This is a genomic window from Pseudomonas sp. Z1-14 (assembly GCF_051132005.1).
In the GTDB taxonomy this organism is placed as follows: Bacteria; Pseudomonadota; Gammaproteobacteria; order Pseudomonadales; family Pseudomonadaceae; genus Aquipseudomonas.
In genome coordinates, this window is record NZ_CP071646.1 from 5,936,221 (window position 1) to 5,962,015 (window position 25,795).

A 25,795-nucleotide genomic window follows, 5' to 3' on the forward strand; every position below is an offset into this window, starting at 1 on the left:
TCGCGAAAGCGGTGAGTCAGCTTGCATTGATGTTGGATATGCCGCAGCCATCGCGAGCAAGCTCGCTCCCACACTGGTCTCCCAATAGACATCAAATCCATGTCAGTCCCCGAATCCCTGTGGGAGCGAGCCTGCTCGCGAAAGCGGTGGGTCAGCTTGCATTGATGTTGGATGTGCCGCAGCCGTGTCACTCGCGCTTGGGCTCGCGGATCTTGTACCAGGCCACATACAGCGCTGGCAGGAACAGCAGCGTCAGCAGCGTGGCGACGATGATCCCGCCGATCATCGCGTAGGCCATCGGGCCCCAGAACACTTCCCGGGCGATCGGGATCATGCCCAGGCTCGCCGCCGCCGCCGTCAACAGGATCGGCCGGCGCCGGTGCTCGGTCGCTTCCACCACCGCATCCCAGGGTTCATAGCCGTCACGTTCGTATTCGTCGATCTGGGTCACCAGGATTACCGAGTTGCGGATGATGATGCCGATCAGCGCAAGGATCCCGAGGATCGCCACAAAGCCCATGGGCGTGCCCGTCGGCACCAGCGCCAGGACCACGCCGATCAAGCCCAGGGGCGCGACACTGGCCACCAGAAACAATTTCTGCACGCTGTGCAACTGGATCATCAGGAACGTCGCCATCAGGAACAACATCAGCGGCACCACGCTGGCGATCGGCCCCTGGGCCTTGCTGCTTTCCTCCACCGTGCCGCCGGTGGCGACCTTGTAGCCTACCGGCAATTTGGCGGCGAACCTGTCGATGTCCGGTTGCAGCTGCCGCACCAGGTCCGTCGGCTGGATTTCATCGCGCACGGCAGCCTTGATGGTGATGGTCGGCTTGCGGTCGCGACGCCATACCAGCGGTTGTTCCAGTTCGTAGCGCACCGTGGCAAAGGCCAGCAGCGGAATCGAGGTTCCGCCCGGTGTGACGATCTGCAGGTTCTGCAAGGTTTCCGGCGAACCGCGCTCGGCGTCTTCGGCGCGACCCACCACGTCGATCAGGTAGATATCGTCGTTGACCTGAGTCACCGGCGAGCCGCTGACAATGCTGTTCATCAGCCGGGCCACGTCATCCGAAGACAATCCCAGTTGCCGCGCCTTATCCTGGGCGATGTCGATGCGCAGTACTTTGCCCGGCTCGTTCCAGTCGTAGATGATCTCGCCAATGTGTGAGTTCTTGTCCAGTTCGGTGGCAAGCTCGATGGCATGCTTGCGCACCTGGTCGATGTCCTTGCCGCTGACCCGGTACTGGATCGGCCGACCGACCGGCGGGCCCATTTCCAGCGCCTGCACGTAGCTGCCGATGCCGACGAAATCTTCACGCAGGCGCTTTTGCAGGCGTTCGCTGAGAGCCGCACGCGACTCCAGATCCTTGCTGACAATCACCAGTTGCGCGTAGTACGGGTTCTGCAGTTGCTGGTCCAGCGGCAGGTAGAAGCGAATGGCGCCTTCGCCGATGTAAGTGCTCCAGCGCGCGATGTCCGGGTCGCCCTTGAGGGTGGCCTCCAGGCGATCGACCGCCTTGCGCGTCTCGTCCATCGAGGCGTTTTGCGGCAGGTTGAGGTCCACCAGGATCTCCGGGCGGTCCGAGGACGGGAAGAACTGGTTCTGTACGAAGCGCATGCAGAATACCGCCAGCGCGAACAGCAGCACGGTGATCCCGATTGCCCACCAGCGATTGCGCATCGCCCACAGCAGGCCACCGTTGAAGGCCCGTCCGACCCGTCCCGGCTCGTTGCTGTGGGGCTTTACGTTGGGACTGAGAATGTGCACGCCGATCACCGGGGCGAACAGCACCGCGACGATCCAGGACACCAGCATCGCCACGGCAATCACCGCGAACAGCGTGAAGGTGTATTCGCCAGCCGAACTGGCGTTCAGGCCGATGGGCACGAAGCCGGCCACGGTCACCAGGGTCCCGGTGAGCATCGGAAAAGCGGTCGAGGTATAGGCAAACGTCGCGGCCTGATCCTTGGAATCGCCTTTTTCCAATCGCGTGACCATCATTTCCACGGTGATCATGGCATCGTCCACCAGCAAGCCGAGGGCGATGATCAATGCACCGAGGGAAATCCTCTGCATGGTGATGCCGCTGTATTCCATGAACACGAACACCATCGCCAGCACCAGCGGGATCGAGCAGGCCACCACCAGCCCGGCGCGGATGCCGAGGCTGATGAAACTGACCACCAGAACGATGATCACCGCCTCGAACAAGGCGCTGGTGAAGCCGCCGACGGCTTCCTCCACCACTTCAGCCTGGTCCGACACCGTGTGCACGCCGACGCCCACCGGCAGGTCCGCGGTCAGTTCGTCCATGCGCGCGTGCAGCGCCTTTCCGAACTCCTGGATGTTGCCGCCCTTCTTCATGGCAATGGCAAGACCGATCGCCGGCGTGCCGTTGAAGCGGAACATCGGCGTGGCGGGATCGACGTAACCACGGCGAATGTCGGCGATATCGGCGAGGCGATAGAAACGATCATTGAGTCGCAGGTTGACGTTGGCCAGGTCCTTTTCCGATTGGAACTGGCCGGACGTGCGCACGGAGATCCGCTCCGGCCCGGCGTCGATCACCCCTGCCGGGGTCACGGCGTTCTGCGACTGCAGGCTCTGCACTACCTGGCGCTGGTCGATGCCCAATGCGGCGAGTTTGCGCGTGGAAAAATTCAGGTACAGCACTTCGTCCTGCTCGCCGACCATTTCCACCTTGCCCAGGCCGGGCACGTCGCGGATCTCGGCGCGCACCTGTTCGACATAATCGCGCAACTGACGCATCGACAGGCCGTCGCCGGTGAAAGCGTACACGGAGCCGTACACATCGCCGAACTCGTCGTTGAACCCCGGCCCCTGCAGGCCCTGGGGAAATTCGCCGCGGATGTCGTCGATCTTCTTGCGCACCTGGTACCAGATCTGCGGGATTTCCTCCGCGCCGGTGGTATCGCGCAGATACACGAACACCGTCGACTCCCCCGGCCGGGTGTAACTCTTCACATAATCGAGGGAATCGAGCTCTTCGAGTTTTTTCTCGATGCGGTCGGTGACCTGGTCGAGGGTTTCTTCCTGGGTCGCGCCGGGCCAGCGGGTCTGGATGACCATGGTCTTGATGGTGAACGACGGGTCTTCTTCGCGGCCCAGGTTCATGTATGAGAACACGCCCATCAGCAATGCGACGAACATCAGGTACCACACGAAAGACTGATGCCGCAGGGCCCATTCGGATAAGTTGAAAGGCCCTTTCATCGTGCGTCCTCGTCGAGTTTCACTTTTTGCCCCGGCTGGAGACTGTTCACCCCGGCGCTGACCACGCGGTCGCCAGGCTTGATGCCGTTGGCGACCAGGACCGAACCGGCCGATCGCTCGATAATCTGTACTTCTCGTGGCGAGACTGTCTGGCTCTGCGGGTCGATCAGCCAGATTCGCGCCTTGCCGTCGACTTCCTGCAACGCGCTGAGCGGCAGCTCGATGCGCGGTTCGATGGCCGAGCTCAGAGTCACGCTGATGGCGGTGCCCAGGCGAAAGCCCGGCGGGGTATCGGTCAGGGTCAGGCGCGCGCGGCGGGTACGGGTGGCGCTTTGCGCCTGAGGCTCGATCTCGCGCACGATGGCCGTGGTGCGGGTCGCCGGGTCGAGTTGAGCGGCGACCTCGAACACCACATCCTCGGGCAGGCGCTCGGCCAGCCCGGCGGGCAAGTCGATCACCGCTTCCTTGACGTCCGGGCGGGCCAGCGTCACTACTTGCTGGCCGGCGGTCACCACCTGCCCCGCCTCGGCCGTCCAGGCGGTGACGACCGCGTCATGGTCGGTACGCAGTTCGCTATAGTTGAGCTGGTCGCGGGCCTGTTCCACCGTGGCCTTGGCCTGTTCCAGGGAGGCAGCGGTGGTTTTCAGGTCCGTCTGGGCGATGTCCAGTTGTGCCTGGGCACCGACGCCACGGTCGAACAATTGCTGCTGGCGACGGGCATTGGCCTGGGCATTGATGTACTGCGCCTCGATCCGCGCCAGGTCGCCCTGGGCGGCGCGCAACTGGTTCTGCTGGTCGGTGGGGTCGAGGGTTGCGAGCAGGTCGCCCTTCTTCACTTCCGCGCCAACATCGACGTTGCGACTGGCGATGCGCCCGGGCACACGAAAACCCACGTTGGTTTCGTAGCGCGCCTGGATATTCCCGGCGAAGCGTCCCAGAGCCTGCTGGTCCAAGGCCCGGACCTCAATGGACAACACCGGCCGCACCGGCTCCGGCGGTGCTTCTTCTTTCGAGCAGGCGGCCAGCAGCAGGCCGGCCGCGACCATCCACAGGCGCTTCATGGCTGGGCTCCTGACGGGTTTTTCTCATAGCTGTTTTCAGCGATCTCCACGCGCATGCCCGGATGAAGCAACTGCCCGCCGGCAATGATGACTTTTTCGCCGCCCTTGAGCCCGTCGCTGACGATGACCTTGCCGGTCAGGTAGCGGCTAACGGTGACGTTGTGCAACTGCGCCTTGCCTTCGCCGTCCACCAGCCACACGGCCGGATTACTGAGATTCTTGGTCAGTGCCGACCAGGGCAGCTCCACGGCGGTTTTTCCTGCGGATTTGGCGGTGGCGCTGACCACCGAACCCAGGCGCATGCCTTCGGGCAAGTCGTTGAGCGTGACCTTGACCTGCACGGTGCCGGTCTCGGCGGACACCGCCGGGGTGATCTCGCGCACCGTACCGGTGGTCTTGATGGCAGGGTTGTCGAGCAGGCTGATGACAATGTCCGGCGCCGATGGCGGTTCGCTCAGCAGCGACTCGTAGATGTTGAACACCGCGTCGCGCTCACCGTCCCGGGCCAGGCTGAAGATCGGCTCCGTGGCCTGGACCACCTGGCCCACTTCGGCCTGGCGCGCCGTGATGATGCCCGGCGCCTCGGCGATCAGTGCGGTGTAGCTCAGCTGTTCGCGGGCATTGGCCAGTTGTGCCTGGGCCGCCGTCAGCGCGCTCTGGCTGCTGCGCAGTTGCGCCTGGGCCGCGTCGTATTCGCTCTGGCTGGTGTAGCCCTTGGGCAAGAGCTTTTGCTGGCGCACAAATGCCGCCGCACTCTGCTTGACCCGCGCCTGTTCGGCGGCCACCTGGGCCTCGGCGGAGTCGACGTTGGTCTGCAGGTCCCGTGGATCGAGCCGGGCCAGCACTTGCCGGGCCGAGACCCGGTCGCCGACGTCGACTTTGCGCTCGATGATCTTGCCGCCGACACGAAACGACAGGTCAGCCTGCACGCGAGCCTGGACGTCGCCGGTAAGCGTCACCGAGGCGGCGTATTCGGAAGGTATGGCCTGCTGCACGAAAACCCGTGGCAAGGCTTTTTCCTCGGGCTTCTTGTCACCGCACCCCGCCAACACCGCACACACGCCCAAGCCAACAATCAATTTGATTCCAGGACCAGCCATGCAGACTCCTTTGCGTTGTACGGACGTACCAGTGACGATACGACTGTGAGCTTAGAACAGGGTTCACCGAATGCACAGGAATCGGGCAGACTCGTCTGTGACATCCATGTACGAAGGGAATTCGCATGCTCACGACCCTGGCGGTGGCCAACTACCGGTCCATCAACAAACTGGTCATCCCGCTGGGCAGGCTGAACCTGATCACCGGGCCCAACGGCAGTGGCAAATCGAATCTGTATCGCGCCCTGCGCCTGTTGGCGGAGACGGCGCAAGGAGGCGTGGTCAATGCCCTGGCCCGTGAAGGTGGGCTGGGCTCGACCTTCTGGGCCGGCCCGGAAGAAATAAGCCGTCGCATGCGTAACGGCGATGTACCTGTGCAGGGCATCGTGCGTCAGGGCAGCATGCGCCTGCGCCTCGGATTTGCCGGGGAAAATTTCAGCTATTCGATCGCCCTGGGCCTGCCGGAACCCAGTCGTTCGGCGTTTTCACTGGACCCTGAAATCAAGCGCGAATGCATCTGGGCCGGACCGGTGTACAGGCCTGCCAGCTTGCTGGTGGACCGCAACGGGCCAATGATCCGCGCCCGTGAAAGCCGTTCGTGGGACGTATTGGCCCAACACACCCCGACCTTCGATAGCCTGTTCGATCAGGTCGGCAGCCTGCGCGCTTCGCCGGAGGTCTTGCAGATGCGCGAGTTCATTCGTCGCTGGCGCTTCTACGACCACTTTCGCAGCGATGCCGACGCCCCGGTGCGCCAGCCGCAACTGGGCACTCGCACCCCGGTGTTGCACCACGACGGACGCGACCTGGCTGCAGCGCTGCAAACGATTCTGGAGATAGGCGACTTCGAAGCCCTGCACGCCGCCATTGGCGATGCGTTTCCTGGCGCTCAACTGCACATCGACAAACTGCAGGGCGGGCGTTTCGCCATCGCCTTCCAGCAACACGGCCTGCTGCGACCGTTGTCGGCCGCCGAGCTGTCCGATGGAACCCTGCGCTACCTGCTGCTGGTCGCCGCCCTGCTCACGCCGCGCCCGCCCTCGCTGATGGTGCTCAACGAACCGGAAACCAGCCTGCACCCGGATCTGTTGCCGGCCTTGGCACGCTTGATCATCCGCGCTTCGGCCAACTGCCAGGTCTGGGTCGTGTCCCATGCCACACGCCTGATCGCCGCGCTGGAGCAGGATGAAAACTGCAATTGCATCGTGCTGGAAAAAGACTTGGGACAGACCGCAATCGTCGGACAGCGGATGCTCGATGAGCCGGCGTGGCACTGGCCTGAATAAGTAGTGACTGACAAACCGCTTTCGCGAGCAGGCTCGCTCCCACAGTGGTCGGTGTTCCTCCCTCGCCGCGGGGTTTTCGGTTGCCTGGACTGACGCTTTCGCGAGCGGGCTCGCTCCCACAGGATTTCCATATGGCCACAGAACTGTGTTCACTGAAATCCATTGTGGGAGCGAGCTTGCTCGCGATGGCGATCGGAAGATTTACCCAAGAATCAGCGGCTCACCCCTGCCACTTGCCACCCTCGACAATCACGCTTTCAGGTTTGGTGTCATCGCTCAGTTCCTTGCGCACGTACTGGTCGTACAGCTTGAGCAAATATTTCTCTTCACCCAGCTTCGCCAGTTCCGCATTGACCCAGTCGCGCAGCTCGATATTGCCCTTCTTCACCGCAGGGGCAATCGGTGCTTCGGCACCCAGTTTCTGCTCCAGCACGCGATAGCCGGGGTTTTGCTTGGCCCAGCTGAACAGCACCAGATTGTCCTGGGCATACGCATCGCCTCGACCGTTGGCAAGTGCCTGCAAGGATTCGGAGTTTTTCTCGAACTTGAGCAGCTTCCAGTCCGGGTGATTACTGGTCAGCCAGATATCCGCCGTGGTGCCGGTGGTGACGATGGTGGTGCGGGTCGCCAGGTCATCTAGAGTTTTCACTTCGCTGGCTTGCGGCACCAGCGCCTGCACCGCCACTTTCAGGTTCGGATTGGTGAAATCCACCGCTTCCTTGCGCTCCGGGGTCACGGTCATGTTGGCCAGGATCAGGTCGACTTTGTCACTCTGCAGGAACGGAATACGGCTCGCCGGCTCGACTGCAACGAATTCGACCTTGTTTTCGTCGCCGAGCAAGTCCTTGGCGAAGCGACGACCGATGTCGGTGTCGAAGCCGACATAACGCCCCGCCTCATCGACGAAGCCAAACGGCGGCTTGTCGGTGAAGACCCCGACGATCAGCTTGTCCCGCGCCTTGATCTTTTCCAGATAGCTGGCCGGTGCGGTGCCTTGGCTGGCGGCATTGGGCTTGGGACGCTCTTCGGTTTTGTTGCAGCCGGCGAGCAAGAGGCCAGCGAGCAGCGGCAATAGCAGCAGAGACGACTTGGCAGTTTTCATGACAGTTGCAGTTCCTTTGTTAGAGTCGATTGGGGTAGTGCGGCGACGTAGGAGAACTTCTCCAGGAACTGCTGCGCTCGTGCGGTTTGCGGGTTCGTAAAGAAAATCTCGGGAGGGTTCTGTTCAAGGATCCGCCCGGCATCCATGAACACGATGCGGTCAGCCACGGCGCGGGCGAAGGCCATTTCGTGGGTGACGATCAACAGCGTCATGCCTTCGCGGGCCAGGCCCTGGATGACTTCCAGCACTTCCTTGACCATTTCCGGGTCGAGGGCGGCGGTAACTTCATCGAACAGCATGACCTCAGGGTTCATGCACAGCGAGCGAACGATGGCGATGCGTTGTTGCTGACCGCCGGAGAGCTGGCGTGGGAAAGCATCGCGTTTGTCCAACAGGCCCACACGGGCCAACAAGGCTTCGGCCTGGGCGCGCGCTTCACCGCGGTCACGCTTTTGCACTTTGACAGGGCCGAGCAGCAGGTTATCGAGCACGCTCATGTGCGGGAACAGATGGTAGCTCTGGAACACCATGCCGATCCGTTGCCGTATCTCGCGCCAATCGGTGCCCTTGTCCAGCAACTCACGACCGGACAATTCAAGGCTGCCGCTGTGGGCCACTTCCAGCCCGTTGAGACACCGCAACAGGGTACTTTTGCCGCAACCGCTGGGGCCGAGGATGACGATCACTTCCCCGGCCTGCACTTGCAGGTCGATGCCGTCCAGTACTTGCTGTTCGCCGAAAAACTTGTTGAAACCCTTGAACTCGATCAATGCGCTCATGCTTGCGTCCAGCGCCGCTCCAGCACGCGGGAGGCGGCCGAGAGCGGGTAGCAGATGAAAAAGAAAAACAGGAACAATGCGCCGTAGATCAGCACCGATTCGTAGGTCCGCTCGATGATCTGCTGGCCGACCTTGATCACGTCCACCACGCCGATCAGCACCGCCAGGGAACTGGTCTTGATGATGCGCGTGTAGACGTTGATGGTCGGCGGCGTCATGCGCCTCAGGGCTTGCGGCAACAGCACGTAACCGTAGAGTTGCGCGCCGTTCAGGCCAATCGACAATCCCGCCTCACGCTGGCCGCGCGGCAATGAATGCAGCGCGCCGCGCACCACCTCGCCGACCTCGCTTGAACCCCACAGCGACAACACCAGGACCGCGCACCAGAAGCTCGGAATACTCAGGCCGAAAAAAATCGGCAGCCCGAAAAACAGCAGGTACAACCAGACCAGCACCGGGATCGCCCGGAACAGCTCCAGGTAGATCCGCAGAACAGCGTCCAGCCACTTCACCCCCAGCGTACGCAACACGCCGTAAAGCACGCCGCCGACGGTGCTGAAGGCGATGCCCAGGAAAGAAATCGACAAGGTCTGCGCGGCGCCTTTGCCCAGTTGCGGCAACGACACCCACAACAACTCAAGACCCGAACTGGCCATGCTGGAGCCTCCTTTCCAGACGGCTGAGCATTAGCGACAGCGGCAAGAACAACAGCACGCAAATCAGCGTCAGCACGGCGAGCATTTCGTAAGTCTTGTAGTAGAGCGCGATGTAGCTTTTGGTGGTGTAGAGAATCTCCGGCACCGCCACGGCCGAGACCACGGTGGTCTCCTTCAGCAGGAAAATGAAGTTGGCGAACAGCGACGGCAGGCTGAGAATCCCGGCCTGCGGCAGAATCACGTAGCGCAGCAATTGCCCGTGGGATAGGCCGATGGAACGACCGGATTCCAATTGCGCCTGCGGCACCGCGTCCACGCCCGCACGCAGCACTTCCGTGAGGTAGGCACCGCCCAGGAACGTCATGGTGATGATCGCTGCGGCAAACCCCGAAACCTTGATACCCAGCGCCGGCAACGCGAAATAGACGAAGAACAACTGGATCAGCAGCGGCGTATTGCGCGCCAACTCCACATACAGGCCGACCAGGCGTTGCAGGTAAGGCGTGCGCGACACAAGGATCGTCGCGTTCAACAGCGCCACTAGCAGAGAGGTGACGATGGCGACAAGGCCGACCTGCAGCGTCACGCCCACGGCCTTGAGAAACGCCGGCAGGGTGCTGAGGATAAAAGCGTAATCGAAGTTCATTGAACATCCTGGACGCCGCTCGATAAGCGGCGGTAGCGCGGTCCTTGGGCAGCGGGTAGCTGCTCGGCAAGCGCTGACTTTAAAGGTATAAGAATTGAAATTTAAATACCGTTAAAGCATATGGATATCACCCGAAAAACTATCTCTTGTCGATCAGGCGGTGTGAAACCGCCTTTGATCTTGTGGCGAGGGAGCTTGCTCCCGCTGGCCTGCGAAGCAGGCCCCTTTGTTCTTGAGGTAGACCGCATCTGCCGGTTTGCGACTGCTGCGCAGCCGAGCGGGAGCAAGCTCCCTCGCCACGGGTAAGCCGTGCCGCTACACGATATGTGGAGCACAAAAAAACGCCGACGCTGTATCAGCCGTCGGCGTTTGTAACTGCGTTAAGGTCTACCGCGCCGATCAGAACGCCGGCAGTACCGCCCCGCTGTATTTCTTCTCGATGAACGCCTTCACTTCCGGGCTGGTCAGCGCCTTGGCCAGTTTCTGGATGGCCGGGCTGTCCTTGTTGTCCGGACGGGCCACCAGGAAGTTCACGTAAGGCGAATCCGAACCCTCGATCACCAAGGCATCCTTGGCCGGGTTGAGACCTGCTTCCAGGGCGTAGTTGGTGTTGATCATGTCCAGGTCGACCTGATCCAGCACACGCGGCAGCATGGCCGATTCCAGTTCCTTGAACTTGAAGTTCTTCGGGTTCTCGGCGATGTCTTTCGGCGTTGCCAAGGCGTTTTTCGGGTCCTTGAGTTTGATCAGGCCAGCCTTCTGCAACAGGATCAGGGCACGACCGCTGTTGCTGCCTTCGTTAGGGATGGCGATGGTTGCGCCGTCTTTCAGCTCAGCCAGGCTTTTTACTTTTTTCGAGTAGCCGCCAAACGGTTCGACGTGGACGCCGATCACCGTCACCAGGTTGGTGCCTTTGCCTTCGTTGAAGCTCTTGAGGTAAGGCAGGGTCTGGAAGTAGTTGGCGTCAAGGCGCTTCTGGTCAACCTGTACGTTCGGTTGTACGTAGTCGGTGAACACCTTGATTTCCAGATCCACGCCTTCTTTGGCCAGGGCCGGCTTGATCAGCTCGAGGATTTCAGCGTGGGGTACCGGTGTGGCAGCCACGACCAGTTTTTCCGCCGCCTGGGCCAGGCCCGAGGTCAGGGCTGCCGCCAATGCGGTGAACAACAGAACCTTTTTCATGCAGTGTCCTTATTCAATATCACTGTCGTCATGGACGACGGCAAAATGTGGGTGTGCCAGCGAAGTGCTATCGCTGGCGTGATGCGGAAGATACCGATATTTTTTATGCCTTAACAATATCTTTTATTCAAGTTCATATTCATTTTGCTCATATAAGGAACCCGCTCTTGTGGTGAGGGAGCTTGCTCCCGCTCGGTTGCGCAGCAATCGCAAAATCTTGGGTCCGCTGCGCGGCCCAGCGGGAGCAAGCTCCCTCGCCACAAGTGGGCGTCCTGGTCTACAGCGTTTGGTCCAGTCGATTGAGCAGCGCCTTGAGGGCGGTGCGCTCAGCTTGCGAGCCCTGTGCAATAACCTGCTCCACCTGCCGTTCGACCAGTTCCAGGGCCGAAAGCTGGGACGGCAAATTCAGATGCTCCGGCAAGATCTCATCGCCGGCACTCACCAGCAATGCAAAATGAATAACGTTCTCCAACTCGCGGGTGTTGCCCGGCCAGCTGTGGCGTTCCAGCGCCCGTTGCGCCGCTTCACTGATCAGCGGCACGGCCAGGCCAAGGCGCTGGCTGTAGATGCCCAGGAAGTATTCGGCCAGGGACAGGACATCGCCCACTCTCTCGCGCAAGGCGGGTAACTCGAGCTGCCCCTCGCTCAGATAGTGATAAAGCCGGTCATGAAATTTTCCGGCGGCCACCGCTTGCGCCAGATCGATGCTGGTGGCCGCTACCAGGCGCACGTCCACCGGGCTCGGTTGTTGGGCGCCAACACGCGTGACCTCATGGTTTTCCAGCGCCGCCAGCAACTTGATCTGGATCGGCAGCGGCAGGTCTCCGATCTCATCCAGGTAGAGCGTGCCGCCGTTGGCCGAGCCGAACCACCCGGCCCGACTGCTGGCCGAACCGCTATAACTGCCGGCGGAATAACCGAACAATTCGGCGTCGGCATAGGTCGGGCTGATAGCGCCGCAATTGACCGAAACAAACAGCCCACCGCGATTGCTCTCGCGATGGATATGCCGGGCCAGCAGCTCCTTGCCGGTGCCGGTTTCGCCGCGAATCAGCACCGAAATCGCCCGTGGCGCCAGTTGTTCCAGCTCCTGGCGCAACTGCCGCGAACGCGGGTCGACGAACACCAGTGCCTTGGCACGAATGCTCAGGGGGCTTTTTTCCGAGTCGGGAAAGGTCAGCAAGGGCTGACCGAAGGTTTCATGCAGGCTCATGGCAGGCTCCCGCCCCAAACCGCCGGCGAGACGGAGGGCATTAAAATTCAGGCGCGACGCAGGGCGTGATGCTCCATGCGGTTTTGCAAACGATAGAGATAAGCGAAACCCTGCTCCCAGCGCTGGTGGCCGGACTTCACATTGATGTGCCCCGCCCCGGCCAGGATTCCGGCCTCGGCCCCCCAACTCCGCGCCAGCTCCATGGCGCGCGCGGCACTGACCGCCGCGTCGTTGTCGGAACTGACCACTTGGCTGGGAAACGGCAACAGGTCCGTGGGAATCGGCGCGAAGTTGCGTAGCGCCGGGGCACAAGCGGGCCGCTCGACATCCGCCGGCGCCACCAGCAACGCGCCACGCACCTGCCGCAGGAATGGCACCGGCGCGGTGGCGGCCCAATGGGCCACGGTGATGCAACCCAGGCTATGGGCGATCAGGATCACTGGCGTGCTGTCGCTGGCGATGGCTTCGGCCAGCGCGGCGACCCAATCTTCACGCCGTGGCGTCAGCCAGTCAGCCTGCTCGACCCGGGCACTGTTGGGCAGGCTGTTCTGCCAGTGGGTTTGCCAATGATTTTCCGGCGATCCTTGCCAGCCCGGCACAATCAGGTAGCGAATCGATTCGTTGCGCATGGGTGCTCTCCTGCGTGTCTGTTCCCGGACGAGTATAAGGAGGAGAGTTATATTATTTAAGGAATAAGAAGCTATTTATTAATTCTATACAGGAATAACAAATTGTGGGAGCGAGCCGGCTCGCGAAAGCCTCAGCCCAGACAACCCGAAACCCCGTGGCGAGGGAGCTTGCTCCCGCTCGGTTGCGCAGCGACCGCAAAATCCTAGGGCCGCTGCGCAGCCCAGCGGGAGCAAGCTCCCTCGCCACGGTGGTTGGCAGACATTGCAGCGCCTACTCCACCAGCCTCAACTCCCCATCGCAATACACCACCTCACGCCCCAACCATCCCACGTCTACTTGAGGCAGTACCGCCGAAGGTTTGCGCAGTTCACGCAGCAACGTCGAGCCATGGGACAGGCGGCCGCCCATGCGCGCGATCACGGCGCGGGCGCCTTGATAGTGAGCGTGGCGGCCAGGGTCCAGGGTGTCTTCCAGCAGGATGTCCTCGCCGAGGATGCCCTGGGCCTGGCCCGGGTAGATCAGGAATCCGCTCGCCTGCTCGGTGCCTTCACGACCGTCCTGCCAGAAGCTGCCGTCGCGGCTGCGGATGTCCCGGTGCGGCGCGAACCAATGCTCGCGGTCGGCGCTCGGCATGGCGTGGTGCAGGCGGAAAAAGATCCGCATCAGGTTGTCGCGATACCATTCGCGCACCTGCAAGTAGTAGCCGCGCAGCCCTGGCAGGCCGGCGCCATGGGCCAGGCGAATCGTTAACGGCCATTGCGGGAAGGGTTGCAATGGCAGCTCGGTCGGCGCCGGGCGCGGCGTTGCCGGATCGGTTTCCCAAGGCAAGCGATGAGGGCTGTGTTCGAGATTGTCATAGGCGGTCGGCGGTCGCCCCAGCCAGTCGCCGCCACTGCTGGCCAAGGCGCTGGCGATGCACAGGTTGCCCTGCACCACGAACACGTAGAAGCGAGTAAACCAATCGGCAAGGTGCTGGCCGTCAGCGCCTTGTCCGGTCAGTTCGTGCAGCTCTCGGTCGAAACGGCGCAAACCGTTTTCCAAGGTAAGCAGATGCCCGCGAGCGATACGCTGCATGCGCAAAAACAACGGCAGCGACCGCAGCAGGCGCAGCGGCCGCCAAGGCAAGTGCGGCGTTGCCCCACCGACCTCGCCGGCATAGCTGCTGGCGCTGACGCCCCAGTCGGTCAGCCGGGCGAGAAACAGGTCGTTGTTGATATACGAGGCGCCACCAAACACTGCGGTGAAAGGCTCGTTGTCCTGCAAAATCCGTGAATCCCAACGCGCCATGATCGCCGGAATGCTTGCCGCCGCACGACGCTGGGCGTACTCCACCAGGACGCTGGGCTGTGGCGGCAGGATCTCGGCGATGTTGGCGGCGGTCAGGTGGCGGCGCCAGCCGTAGTCGCTGATCGGCCGGTATTGCAGCAACCAGAGTTGCGTGCCGTCCCAGGCCCATTCGACATCACCGGGCACGTAGTGGAAGACCCGCAGCACGCCCTGGAGAAACTGCCACAGCGCTTCGGCGGTCAGGCCATGGGCCGGCGTGAATGTACCACTGTTCCAAGACTCGCCGAGACGGGAAATGATCGCTCGATCAGGGCTCACCTTGCCATCGGCCAACGACTCCAGATGGCCTTCGACCCATTCCAGCTCAACCGAAAGGTGACGCACAAAGGCGATCCCGGACAGCCGTGGGGTGATGAAACGCTGCACCACCACTTCCTCGACACCCGCCGCGCTCAGCTCGGCAATGCGTGTCGGCACATTGTGTGTCGGCTCGCGCAAGTAGGTGGTGCTCAAGCCCGCATTGGCCGCATCGGCCTGATCCTCCCCGTAACTGGAGGAACGCACGGCCCAGGCAGCATCCGGCTGGCTGCTCAAAAATCCTGGCAAGCGTGGATCATGACAATCGTTGAGTGACAGTGCCGCTGGCACCGGCTGCCCGGCCAGCTCCGCCAGGCGCAAGCGGCCGCCTTTGGTGTGCGCGACGAACCCGCGCTCGCCGGACTCCAGCCAGGCGGCGAATTCAGCCGGTGAGTCGATCCACGGGTAGTGGCCCCAACCGGGCTTCAAGCTGATGGTCAAGTCGGCGCGGGCAAGAATGGCTGACCATGCCGCTGCCTGGGCGATGCCGAGCATCTTGTCCTGATCGCCCCATACCAGTTCGACCGGGTCGCTGATCCACTCCAGCAACGGCAACGCGGTGTCGGCGCGCACCAGATCCCAATGCGGGACAAAGGCCCGGCAGCGGGCATAGCCGGCGCCCATGCGCTCGTACTGCGCGGGCGTCCATTGCTGGCGGGAGAACTTGTGGGCGAACAGCCTTGGCTTGTTCGCCAGCAGCCAGTGGATGGTCTTGCGAATCGGCAGCGGCGACATCAGCGCCGGCAATCGTCGCTGCCACAAGAACGCACCCACCGGCGCCAGCAAAACGCTGCGGCAAAAGTGTCCGGGCCGGCGTTGCAAGGCGTGCAGCACCAGCAAGGCGTTCACCCCGACCGCCATGATCGCGCTGCCCTTTACCGTTGCCGCGAGCAACGCCTGTGCGTAGGCCGCCAGGTCTTCACAAGGAGCCTGAGGGTTGTCGCCGAAACCGGGCAGCTCCAGCGGCACCACGTCGTAGCGTTTGAAGTGCGGCAACACGTCGTCCCACCAATCGGCAGCACTACCGTTGCCGGCCAGCAGGTACATCCTCGGCTTGCTCATGGACAGTCCTCAGGCCAGGTCGCGCAGGGCAGCGTCGAGTGTCGGGTAACGGAACGTATAACCGGCCTGAACGAGACGATTGGGCACCACGCGCTGGCCGTCGAAAAACAGCTGGGCCATCTCGCCAGCCAGGGCGCGCACCGGCGCGGCCGGGATGTGGAACCACACCGGGCGCTTGAGCGCCTGGCCAACGCGTTCGGCGAACAAAGCCTGACTGACCGTTTCCGGCGCTACCAGGTTGTAGGTGCCGCTCAGACTTTCGTCCTCGAAGGCACGGGCGATCACCTGGATCACGTCGTCGCGGTGCACCCAACTCATGATTTGCCGACCATCGCCCATCCGCCCACCGAACCCCAGGCGAAACGGAATCAGCAACGGCAGCAACGCACCGCCCGGACCGAACACCACGCCCAGGCGCATCACCACCTGTCGCACGCCCAACTCGGTTGCGGGCCGCGCAGAGGCTTCCCAACGCGAACAGAGTTCGGCCATGAAACCATCGCCCTGGCTGGCGCTTTCATCGAGGCTTTCGCTGGCGTCGCGCACGCCATAAAAACCGATGGCCGACGCTTGAATCCACAATGCCGGTTTGTGCCGAGCGTTCTTCAACCATGTCATCAAGGCTTCGGTGGTATCGACCCGGCTGGCGATGAGTTGCGCCTGGCGCCTCGGGCTCCAGCGCGGCCCGGCCACCGGCGCGCCCGCCAGGTTGATCAGTACATCGAAGGTTTCGTCATGGCCCAGCTTGCCCAGCGAACGCACGCAGCGGGCGCGGCCGTCAAACAGATAGGCCGCCCTCAATGGATCGCGGGCCAACACGCTGACCGTGTGCCCGGCATCGAGCAACTGATTGACCAGGGTCTCGCCGATAAACCCGGTGCCTCCCGTGACCAGCACGCGCTTGTAGGCACCACCGGCAAACGGGTTGCCCGGCTTGCCCTGGCGCTGCATGCGCAAGGCGGCCAAGCCGTCGCGAATGCCCGAGGCGGTGACGCCGATGGCAAACAACGTCAGCAGCCAGCCGCGCCAGCCCAGGTCGATCGTGCTCAGGCCGGTCGGCAGGCTCGCCCACTGCGCCAGTTGCACGCCGTACAGCGCGAAGAAGGCCCCACCGTTGACCGCCAGCACGGTGTGCATGATGCGCTCGATGGGCGGCAGTTTTCGGCTACGGTCCTCGACCACGAAATCCCACAGCGTCAGGCCGATCTCCAGGGCGAACAGCAGCGCGATGACGATCGCCCATGTCCCTTCGAAGGCCAGATGCGCGATACCCAGGAACAGGATCCCGTAGAAACACGAGCGCAGGGAGTGAATGGAGAGTTCCAGCCGCGCACTGTGGCGATAGGGCAAGGCAACTGTGAGTTCATGGTGATACAGGGTATCCAGCGCACCGAGGATGGCCTGGGCAATCAGCAGGGCAATGGCCCAGTCCAGCGGCGAAAAATCAGGCATGGTTCGACTCACTCGATGTGTTGTCGGTCAGGGCGGTGCGGCGATCATGGCGATAAAGCCAGAACAGCGGCGGCAGTAAAACAAGTAATGCAAAGCTGTCGAACCACAGGTGCGACCAGACCCGCGCCTGGGCGGAAACCAGCATGTCCTGAGGCGCCCAGAGGAGAATGCCGACGATCAGCCAGCCCCAGGGCATGGCACTTTTCAGGCGATCGCCGAGATGGACCAGCGCGAGCATGTATAACGCATAGCTTTGCAACGTGGCGCCGAACAGCGCCAGCCACCAGACCTGTTGCGTGCGGACGGTAACCGGCACGATGTCCGCACCCCAGAACGCCTGCTCGATGGTGTTCAGGTAATCATCGAGCAAGCCGGAGTGACCGGCCCAGGTCAGCGTAAGACCGGCGAGCAGATGCATCAGGGCCGCAGCGTACAGCCAAACGACCAGAGCTTTGCGAAGGGGGCTGGGAGGGACTGGCATTCCGTGTCCTGAAGGCTTGCTTGGAGGCGGCAAGTCTAATGGAAAAGGAAGGGGCTTTACTTGGCTAACAAGCCGGGCAGCGATAAATAAAATCCACTGCCTGGAGTCAGTTGGCGGGGAAATGGATCGGCTGGAATTCAAGCGTCAGGTTGAAAGGCCTGTGGTGAATCGAAGACCGCCATCGCGAGCAAGCTCGCTCCCACATGGACCTGTGCTGGCTGAGATGTCTGCAACAACCCCAACCACCTGTGGGAGCGAGCCTGCTCGCGATGGCGCCCTCCCAGACACCCAAAACCCGTGGCGAGGGAGCTTGCTCCCGCTGGCCTGCGCAGCAGGCCCCCAGCATTCTTTCAGGCACACCGCATTGCCTGGTTTTGCGACTGCTGCGCAGCCGAGCGGGAGCAAGCTCCCTCGCCACAGAAGTCGGCTGAGGTCCACTCTTCATCGGTTGGCGGGGAGATGGATCGGCTGGAATTCAAGCGTCAGGTTGAAAGGCCTGTGGTGAATTGAAGACCGCCATCGCGAGCAGGCTCGCTCCCACAGGGTTTTGTGTCGAATCCAAATATATGGATCAACACCGTCCACCTGTGGGAGCGAGCTTGCTCGCGATGGCGTCAGCCCAGACACCCCCCCTCGCCACGGATGCTCATGAATAGCTTACCTTTGCATCCCCCAACGCTTCACCGTCACCCGCTCCAGGCTGTCGAATACCAGGTTCTCTACCAGCAGCCCGATGAGGATTACCACCGCCAGCCCGGCAAAGACTTTGTCGGTGTACAGCTCGTTGCGGTTCTGGAAGATGTACCAGCCCAGGCCGCCCTTGCCGCTGGTGGCGCCGAATACCAGTTCGGCGGCGATCAGGGTGCGCCAGGCGAAGGCCCAGCCGATTTTCAGCCCGGCGAGGATCGACGGCAGCGCCGCCGGAATCAGGATGAACAGCACAAAGCGCAGGCCCTTGAGCCCGTAGTTGCGCCCGGCCATGCGCAGCGTTTCCGATACGCCGAGAAACCCCGCATACATATTCAACGCCAGCGCCCACAGCACCGAATGCACCAGCACGAAGATCAGGCTGTTCTGCCCCAAGCCGAACCACAACAGCGCCAACGGCAACAGCGCGATGGCCGGCAACGGGTTGAACATCGACGTCAGGGTGCTGAGCAGGTCACGCCCCAACTGCGTCGACACCGCCAGGGTGGTCAAGCCAAACGCCAGGACGATGCCGAGCAAATAACCCTTGAGCAGCACCACCAGGGAAATCCACACCTTGCCCAGCAACTCGCCACTGAGCAAACCGTCATGTAACGCACTGGCAGTCTGCAAAAAGCTCGGCAGCAACAGGTCGTTGTTCTGGTAACGCGCCACGCCCTCCCACACCAGCGCCAGCACCAACAGGATCAAACATTTACGCAACCAACCCTGCTGCCAAAGGCGCTGGCCCAGGGGCAATTCCCGCTCCAGTGGTACGTGGGTCAGCGGTTGCAGATCGACTTCGTATTCTTCGCGCGCAGGCGATAACTGGCTCATGAAAGGCTCCCCTCAGTACGCGATACGAATGTCGGCAAAACCCAGCTCGCGTTCAGCATCCGGCGACTGGCCTTGTTCGAACAGCAGCGAATGAATCCGCCGCGCCGTGTGCTGGAACCCGACGCCGCCAAGGCTGTGCAGATCATATTGGTGGCTGTGGATTTCCGCCCGGACCCGCCCCGGATGCGGTGACAGCAGCAGGATGCGATTGCCCACCACCAGCGCTTCTTCGATGGAATGGGTAACGAACAGCAGCGTGAAGCGCACCTCTTCCCAGAGCAGCAGCAATTCCTCCTGCATCTTGCGGCGGGTCAGCGCATCCAGCGCCGCAAAGGGCTCGTCCATCAGCAGGATCTTCGGTTGCATCGCCAGCGCCCGGGCAATCGCGACGCGTGCCTTCATCCCACCAGACAAGGTATGCGGATAAGCATCGGCAAACGCTGCCAACCCGACTTTATCGAGGTAGTGCAGCGCCCGCTCCTCGGCCTCGCGACGTTTGAGCGTGCCCGACGCCAGCAGCGCGAACATCACGTTCTGCTTGACGGTTTTCCACGGCGGCAGCTGATCGAACTCCTGGAACACCACGATCCGGTCCGGCCCTGGCGCGCTGACGATTTGGCCTTGCAGGCGGATCTCGCCTTCACACGGAGTGATGAAACCACCAATGGCCTTGAGCAATGTGGACTTGCCACACCCGGACGGGCCGAGCAGTACAAAGCGGTCTGCCGGATCGACCTCGAAACTCACTTGATGGGTGGCGCGGACTACACGCTGCGGGGTGCGGTATTCCAGGCTGACGTTATCCACCGACAACAGCGCGGTGTCGGTGCGGGTGGCGTTGCTGGCCGCGTGGCCTGGCAATGGCGCGTTCATGACAATCAGCTCCCCTGCAGCGGTTTGGCGTCCTGGAAGAAGTAGTCTTCCCAGGAGGCCGGTTTGTTCTTGATGGCGCCGACGCGGTAGAGGAATTCGGCGAGCGGGTAGGTGTTTTTTGGCGTGACGGTAAATTCGATCTGCGGGTTTTCGATGATCTTCAGCAGAGTCGCCCGGTCGATCTTGGCCTTGGTCACGCGCAGGTAGGTGTCCGCCGCCGCGCCTTTGTCTTTCTGAGCAAACTCGGCCGCTTCGGTCAGCGCTTCGACGAAGGCCTTGTAGGTCTTCGGGTTTTCATCGCGGAATTTCTCGGTGGCGAACAGCACCGTGGGCGAATTTGGCCCGAGCACGTCATAGGAATTGAGCACCACGTGAACATTGGGATTTTGCAGGGCCTGATCCTGGAACGGCGGGTTGGAAAAGTGCCCGGTCAACTCGGTGCCGCCGGCAATCAACGCGGCCGTGGCGTCCGGGTGCGGGACGGCCAGGGTGTACTTGTCGAGGCGATTGAACTCCTTGTCGCCCCACTGCTTCGCAGCGGCGTACTGCAGGAAACGCGACTGCACCGACACGCCTACCGCCGGCACCGCGATGCGGTCCTTCTCGGTGAAGTCGGCGATGGTCTTGACGTTCGGGTTGTTGCTTAACAGGTAATAGGGAAAGTTGCCGAGGGAGGCCACGGCCTTGACGTTCTGCTTGCCACGGGTGCGGTCCCAGACCGTCAGCAACGGCCCGACACCCGCCCCGGCAATGTCGATGGAGCCCGACAGCAACGCATCGTTGACCGCCGCGCCGCCGGACAGCTGGGTCCAGTCGACCTTGATGTCGATGCCCTCCTCCTTGCCGTGCTTCTCGATCAATTGCTGGTCACGGACCACGTTCAGCAGCAGGTAGACGATGCCGAACTGCTCGGCGATGCGAATCTCGCCCTCGGCCTGGGCGCTGGCCGGCGCAACCAGGCTGCCGGCCAGCAAGCTGAACCCCAGGCCGATAGCCGCAGCCAGCGGTGCAAAAGCGATGCGTTTGGACATGGTGTTTCTCCGGGCTCTTTGCGCGCTGCGCAGCCGATCAGAAAGGGGCGTCGCCCTGGATAGTGGTGCGATAAAGCTTGCGGCGCAGATGGCCAGGGCAACCGGCGGCGAGGTGGATCAGCGAGCGGTTGTCCCAGAACACCAGGTCGTGGGGCTGCCATTGATGGCGATAGATGTTCTGGGGCAGCACGCTGTGGGCATACAGCTCGGCCAGGATGGCTTTGCTTTCATCCTCCGGCAGGCCGACGATGCGGGTGGTGAAGCCTTCGCTGACGAACAACGCCTGGCGCCCGGTTTCCGGGTGGGTGCGGACGATCGGATGCACGACTTCGGCGACCTGGGCCAACTGTTCAGGCGTTAGCGTCGGGCGCCAGTTACCTTCGAATTTGGTCTCGCTGTAACGCGCCGTGTAGGAATGCGCCGCCGAACGACCCTCGATCGCTTTACGCAGTGTTTCGGGCAAACCGTCCCAGGCCTTGTGCATGTCGGCGAACAGCGTGTCGCCGCCCTCGCTCGGCAGCTCCTGGGCGTGGAGCATCGAGCCGAGGCTCGGCAGTTCCTTATAGGAAAGGTCCGAATGCCAGAACTTGCCGGCGTCCCCCAGACCGATGGACTGGCCGTTCTCGATGATGTTGGAGACGATGAGAATTTCCGGATGCCCGGTCAGCAGGAATTGCTTGAGCACATGGATTTGCAGCACACCAAAACGGCGGCTGAAAGCGATGTGCTGCTCGGGTGTGATGCGCTGATCGCGGAACACCACGACGTGATAGTCCAGGTGCGCGCGGTGGATGCGCGCGAAATCCTGATCGTTGATCGGCCGCGACAGATCCAGCCCTACGATCTCGGCACCTACGGCACCGCTGAATGGGCGTACTTCGAATGATTGCGGCGCGATGTTCGCGGCATTTGAATCTGGAGAAAAAGAGACGGCTGGCATACATCACTCCCACGCACGGCGCGCTTGAATGGGCGCGCAGTCGATCAAAAACTCACGGGGTCACCGTGTCGGTTTGTGTCGTGCGGCGCGCCGATTGGTCGGCAGGTACGCAGGGGGATGACTTTAAGGGTATAAGAAGGCTAATTTAAATACTTAAAATGCATAACCATATGGCAGAAGCTGTGGGAGCAACACGGCCGTGTGGCGAGGGAGCTTGCTCCCGCTGGCCTGCGAAGCAGGCCCCGGCATTCTTTCAGGCTGACCATCTTGCCTGGTTTTGCGACTGCTTCGCAGCCGAGCGGGAGCAAGCTCCCTCGCCACAAACGCTACGAGCACTGAGTCCAGGGCTTACCGCTCATGCAACGCCTCGGCCCGGGCCTTGATGATGGGCTTGAGCAGGTAGCTCAGCACGGTCTTCTTGCCGGTGATGATATCCACCGACGCCACCATCCCGGGGATGATCAGCAAGGGCTTTTCAGGCGTGCCCAGGTGGCTGCGTTCGGTGCGCAACTTGATGATGTAGTAGGTGGTTTTCTTGTCTTCATCAGTGATGGTGTCGGCGCCGATCTGTTCCAGCTTGGCTTTCATCCCGCCGTAGATGGTGTAGTCGTAGGCGGTGAATTTCACCGTGGCGTCCTGGCCGGGGTGCAGGAAGGCGATGTCCTGGGGACGGATCTTCGCCTCCACCAGAATGGTGTCGTCCAGCGGCACGATTTCCACCAGGTCGCTACCGGGCTGGATTACCCCGCCGATGGTGTTGACCAGCAGTTTGTTGACGATGCCGCGCACCGGCGATGTCACCAGGGTACGGCTCACCCGGTCCTCCAGGGCCTTGCCGGTGGCTTGAGCCTTGTTCAGGTCGGTGCGCGCCTCATTGAGCTGGGTCAGTGCCTCGCTGCGGAACTTGCCGCGAGTCTCGTCGATCTTGCGCTGCACTTCCTTGATCGCCGACTCGGCGCGAGGAATCGCCAGCGTCGTCGCGTCCAGTTGCCCACGGGTCTCGACCTCGGCGCGCTTGAGCCGCAGCACTTCCACCGGCGATACCGCGCCCTGGGCCACCAGCGGCTCGGACATGTTGATTTCCTGGCGTTGCAGCGCCAGGCCGGAGCGGTATTGGGACTGCTTGGAGACGAACTCGCGCAATTCCTGCTGCCGCTGGATCAACTGCTCCTGCAAGCCGCCGATTTCATCGTGTAACTGCTGGCGGCGGCTGATGTACAGCGATTCTTCGCTGGCAGCCTGACCCGGTACGGCCTTGAGTACATCAGCCGGGAAATTCAGCGGTCGGTCATCGACCTCGGCACTCAGGCGCTCGACCCGCAACAGCATGGACAGGCGATCCGCCTCGGTTTCGCCGACGTTGGAGACAAAGCGCGTGTCGTCCAGGCGAATCAACGACGCACCGGCGTCGACGATCTGCCCTTCTTTTACAAACAGTTCGGCGACGATACCGCCTTCCAGGTTCTGGATTTTCTGAATCTTGGACGAAGGAATCGCCTTGCCGTCGCCCTTGGTCACTTCGTCGATCTCGGCGAAGTTGGCCCACAGCCCAAGGAACACGAAAAAACCGATGATGCCCCAGATCGTCAGGCGCACCACGCGGGGGGCGTCCTCGATCAGCGCCTTGTTGACTTCGGGCAGCGGTTGGCCATGCAGCGAGTCGGAACCTTTGAAGTAACGGCCCACAGCGCCCTTGAAACCGGATTTAAGCAACACTGATCTGCCCCTTCTTCAACGCTTCCATGACGGCGGCTTTCGGGCCGTCGGCGAGAATCTGCCCGCGGTCGATCACCAGCAGGCGGTCCACCAGCGACAGCAAGGATGCCCGGTGCGTCACCAGCAGCACGGTCTTGTTTTCCACCACGGCGGCCAGGCGCTGTTTCAAGCGCTCTTCACCGGTGTTGTCCATCGCGCTGGTAGGTTCGTCCAGGAGCAGGATCGGCGGGTTGAGCAGCAACGCGCGAGCCAGGGCGACGTTCTGGCGCTGGCCGCCGGACAGGTTCTGCCCGCGCTCACCGACTTGCAGTTCATAGCCTTGCGGATGCAGGCGGGCGAATTCGTGTACGCCTGCCAGCTCCGCGGCCTGAAGCACCAATTCATCCTCGACGTAGCGGGCACCTGAAGTGAGGTTGTCGCGCAGGGTTCCGGACAGCAGCTGGATGTCCTGGGGCACGTAGCCGATGTTGTAGCGCAGCTCGCTGACGTCGATCTGGCGGATGTCCACGCCATCCACCAGCAACGCGCCGTCATCCGGCTGGTAAAGCCCCACCAGCAATTTTGCCAGAGAGCTTTTGCCCGAGCCGCTGCGGCCGATGATGCCGATTTTTTCGCCCGGCTTGATCACCAGGTTGATGTTCTTCAGCGCGGCGTTCTGCTGGTTCGGATAGGTGAAGTTCAACTGGCGGCATTCAATGGCGCCCTGCAGGACTTTGCGGCTGAGCGGGCGCTCGTCGAAATTGCGTTCCTGGGGCAGCTCCATCATCTGGTCGACGGAAGTCATCGTCACCCGCGCTTGCTGATAGCGGGTCAGCAGGCCCGACAACGAGGCCAATGGGCTCAGTGCGCGGCCGCTGAGCATGTAGCAGGCGATCAGCCCACCCATGCTCAGGTTGCCGGCGATGATCTGGTAGACACCGAAGACGATCATGATCACCCCGGCCAGTTGCTGGATCAGCAAGGTGATGTTCATCGCCAGGCCGGACAGCATCTTCACGCGCAGCTCGAGGCGACTGAGGGTGCCGATGGTCTGTTCCCATTGGTACTGCCGTTCACTTTCGGCGTTGTTGACCTTCACCGCATCCAGGCCGGCCAGGGTTTCGATCAGGCTGGACTGGCGCTCGGCGCCCAGGGCCATGGTTCGTTCCATGGTCGCTACCAACGGCTTCTGCAAGGCATAGCCAATCAGCAAGGCGATCGGGAACGCCAGCACCGGGATCCACACCAGATGCCCGCCCAGGATCGCGATGACCATGAAGATCAGCAGCGTGAACGGCAAGTCGATCAGGCTGGTCAGGGTCAGCGAGGCGAGGAAGTCCCGCAGGCTCTGGAACTCGTGGATATTCTGGGCAAAGCTGCCGACCCGCGCCGGGCGATATTTCATCGCCATGCCGACGATGCGCTCGAACAGCGTCGCCGAAATGATCAGGTCGGTTTTCTTGCCCGCCAGGTCCAGGCACAGGCTGCGCAACATCTTCAGGATCAGGTCGAAGACGTAGGCGCCGGTAATGCCGACCGCCAGTACCCACAGGGTTGATTCGGCCTGGTTCGGCACCACGCGGTCGTAGACATTCATCACGAACAGCGGCGCGGCCATGGCGATGATATTGATCAGCAGGCTGGCCGCGATGGCATCGGCGTACAACCAGCGGGAGCGTTTGAGAGTGTCGCGAAACCAGGAACGCGCCCGAGGGATCAGCGTGCCGTGGTTGACGTCAAATTTATGCTGCGGCTGGGCGAAGAAAACCTTGCCGCTGTAGTCATCGGCCAGCAACTCGCGGCTGACGGTGACCTCTCCGCCATCGCTTTCGCTAAGCAGCAAGCGCGCCTGGTCGTCACCGGCCCAGCCCAGCAGCACGGCGCTGCGGCCTTCTTTGAGCAGCAGCAGAGCCGGCATGGCAATGGCCGGGATCTGTTCGAGCTTGCGTTGCAACACCCGGCCTTGCAGACCGGCACGGGCCGCCGCGCGCGACAATAAGTCGACGCTCAACCGTTGCTTGGGCAGCGGCAGGCCGGTGGTCAGCATCGCCGCGCTGGCAGGTTTCTGGTGCAGCATGCAGAGCGCCAGCAAACCATCCAGCAGCGGGTCATCGTGCAGCGTGCGCGGGTCGTGAACTAGTTCGACTGGACTGACTTCTGATTCCACGCTCGGCACTCTTTCGCTGAAAAACGGATGGATGGC

Annotated in this window: 20 protein-coding genes; 1 reads left to right on the forward strand and 19 read right to left on the reverse strand. The window is 62.1% G+C overall.

Annotated features, from left to right (window positions below; all coding sequences use genetic code 11):
* Nucleotides 1-187: 187 nt before the first annotated feature.
* From J3P89_RS27230 to J3P89_RS27240, 3 genes are read right to left on the reverse strand one after another with little or no spacing between them, the layout of a single operon-like run.
* Complete coding sequence (locus tag J3P89_RS27230) at nt 188-3,235, reverse strand: efflux RND transporter permease subunit (protein ID WP_434696220.1); 3,048 nt, start codon at nt 3,233-3,235, stop codon at nt 188-190.
* On the reverse strand, nt 3,232-4,296 hold the full coding sequence (locus tag J3P89_RS27235; RefSeq protein WP_434570415.1) for an efflux RND transporter periplasmic adaptor subunit: 1,065 nt from the start codon (nt 4,294-4,296) through the stop codon (nt 3,232-3,234). The genes J3P89_RS27230 and J3P89_RS27235 overlap by 4 nt, the downstream gene beginning before the upstream one ends.
* Nucleotides 4,293-5,396: an efflux RND transporter periplasmic adaptor subunit gene (locus J3P89_RS27240; protein ID WP_434602480.1), complete on the reverse strand. Its 1,104-nt coding sequence runs from the start codon at nt 5,394-5,396 to the stop codon at nt 4,293-4,295. Before J3P89_RS27240 ends, J3P89_RS27235 begins: the two co-directional genes overlap by 4 nt.
* Nucleotides 5,397-5,521: 125 nt before the next feature.
* On the opposite strand from J3P89_RS27240, the gene J3P89_RS27245 reads away from it, so the two are divergent.
* Complete coding sequence (locus J3P89_RS27245; protein ID WP_434570419.1) at nt 5,522-6,682, forward strand: AAA family ATPase; 1,161 nt, start codon at nt 5,522-5,524, stop codon at nt 6,680-6,682.
* 220 nt (nt 6,683-6,902) lie between these two features.
* Here the strand turns inward: J3P89_RS27245 and J3P89_RS27250 are convergent, their stop codons facing one another.
* The 16 genes from J3P89_RS27250 to J3P89_RS27325 all read right to left on the reverse strand — a co-directional run bounded on the left by J3P89_RS27250 (nt 6,903) and on the right by J3P89_RS27325 (nt 25,759).
* On the reverse strand, nt 6,903-7,784 hold the full coding sequence (locus J3P89_RS27250) for a transporter substrate-binding domain-containing protein (protein WP_434696221.1): 882 nt from the start codon (nt 7,782-7,784) through the stop codon (nt 6,903-6,905).
* Nucleotides 7,781-8,563, reverse strand: coding sequence for an amino acid ABC transporter ATP-binding protein (locus J3P89_RS27255; protein WP_434626600.1), 783 nt, complete (start codon nt 8,561-8,563; stop codon nt 7,781-7,783). The genes J3P89_RS27250 and J3P89_RS27255 overlap by 4 nt, the downstream gene beginning before the upstream one ends.
* Nucleotides 8,560-9,219 (reverse strand): amino acid ABC transporter permease, encoded by a 660-nt coding sequence (locus tag J3P89_RS27260; RefSeq protein WP_434696222.1) that lies wholly within the window; start codon nt 9,217-9,219, stop codon nt 8,560-8,562. Before J3P89_RS27260 ends, J3P89_RS27255 begins: the two co-directional genes overlap by 4 nt.
* The gene (locus tag J3P89_RS27265; RefSeq protein ID WP_434696223.1) at nt 9,200-9,865 is read right to left on the reverse strand and encodes an amino acid ABC transporter permease; all 666 of its coding nucleotides are present in this window, start codon (nt 9,863-9,865) and stop codon (nt 9,200-9,202) included. Before J3P89_RS27265 ends, J3P89_RS27260 begins: the two co-directional genes overlap by 20 nt.
* Nucleotides 9,866-10,264: 399 nt before the next feature.
* Nucleotides 10,265-11,047, reverse strand: a complete 783-nt coding sequence (locus J3P89_RS27270) for a MetQ/NlpA family ABC transporter substrate-binding protein (protein ID WP_434696224.1) — start codon at nt 11,045-11,047, stop codon at nt 10,265-10,267.
* A 277-nt stretch (nt 11,048-11,324) separates the two neighbouring features.
* Nucleotides 11,325-12,260, reverse strand: coding sequence for a sigma 54-interacting transcriptional regulator (locus J3P89_RS27275; RefSeq protein ID WP_434696225.1), 936 nt, complete (start codon nt 12,258-12,260; stop codon nt 11,325-11,327).
* A 47-nt stretch (nt 12,261-12,307) separates the two neighbouring features.
* Nucleotides 12,308-12,889 carry an alpha/beta hydrolase gene (locus J3P89_RS27280; RefSeq protein WP_434570425.1) on the reverse strand — a complete coding sequence of 194 codons (582 nt, stop codon included), beginning with the start codon at nt 12,887-12,889 and terminating at the stop codon, nt 12,308-12,310.
* Nucleotides 12,890-13,160: 271 nt separating this feature from the next.
* On the reverse strand, nt 13,161-15,596 hold the full coding sequence (locus tag J3P89_RS27285) for an alpha/beta hydrolase (protein WP_434696226.1): 2,436 nt from the start codon (nt 15,594-15,596) through the stop codon (nt 13,161-13,163).
* Nucleotides 15,597-15,605: 9 nt separating this feature from the next.
* Nucleotides 15,606-17,048 carry a TIGR01777 family oxidoreductase gene (locus tag J3P89_RS27290; RefSeq protein ID WP_434696227.1) on the reverse strand — a complete coding sequence of 481 codons (1,443 nt, stop codon included), beginning with the start codon at nt 17,046-17,048 and terminating at the stop codon, nt 15,606-15,608.
* On the reverse strand, nt 17,041-17,529 hold the full coding sequence (locus J3P89_RS27295; protein WP_434673267.1) for a cell division protein: 489 nt from the start codon (nt 17,527-17,529) through the stop codon (nt 17,041-17,043). Before J3P89_RS27295 ends, J3P89_RS27290 begins: the two co-directional genes overlap by 8 nt.
* Nucleotides 17,530-18,186: 657 nt before the next feature.
* Nucleotides 18,187-19,053 (reverse strand): ABC transporter permease, encoded by an 867-nt coding sequence (locus J3P89_RS27300; RefSeq protein ID WP_434570435.1) that lies wholly within the window; start codon nt 19,051-19,053, stop codon nt 18,187-18,189.
* A 12-nt stretch (nt 19,054-19,065) separates the two neighbouring features.
* Entirely contained in the window at nt 19,066-19,926 is an 861-nt protein-coding gene (locus tag J3P89_RS27305; RefSeq protein WP_434696228.1) for an ABC transporter ATP-binding protein, read from the reverse strand.
* Nucleotides 19,927-19,931: 5 nt separating this feature from the next.
* Nucleotides 19,932-20,957, reverse strand: a complete 1,026-nt coding sequence (locus J3P89_RS27310) for an ABC transporter substrate-binding protein (protein WP_434696229.1) — start codon at nt 20,955-20,957, stop codon at nt 19,932-19,934.
* Nucleotides 20,958-20,994: 37 nt separating this feature from the next.
* Nucleotides 20,995-21,897, reverse strand: coding sequence for a TauD/TfdA dioxygenase family protein (locus J3P89_RS27315; protein ID WP_434696230.1), 903 nt, complete (start codon nt 21,895-21,897; stop codon nt 20,995-20,997).
* Between the two features lie 348 nt (nt 21,898-22,245).
* Nucleotides 22,246-23,613, reverse strand: coding sequence for an HlyD family type I secretion periplasmic adaptor subunit (locus tag J3P89_RS27320; protein WP_434602468.1), 1,368 nt, complete (start codon nt 23,611-23,613; stop codon nt 22,246-22,248).
* On the reverse strand, nt 23,603-25,759 hold the full coding sequence (locus tag J3P89_RS27325; protein WP_434696231.1) for a type I secretion system permease/ATPase: 2,157 nt from the start codon (nt 25,757-25,759) through the stop codon (nt 23,603-23,605). Before J3P89_RS27325 ends, J3P89_RS27320 begins: the two co-directional genes overlap by 11 nt.
* Between the last annotated feature and the right edge of the window lie 36 nt (nt 25,760-25,795).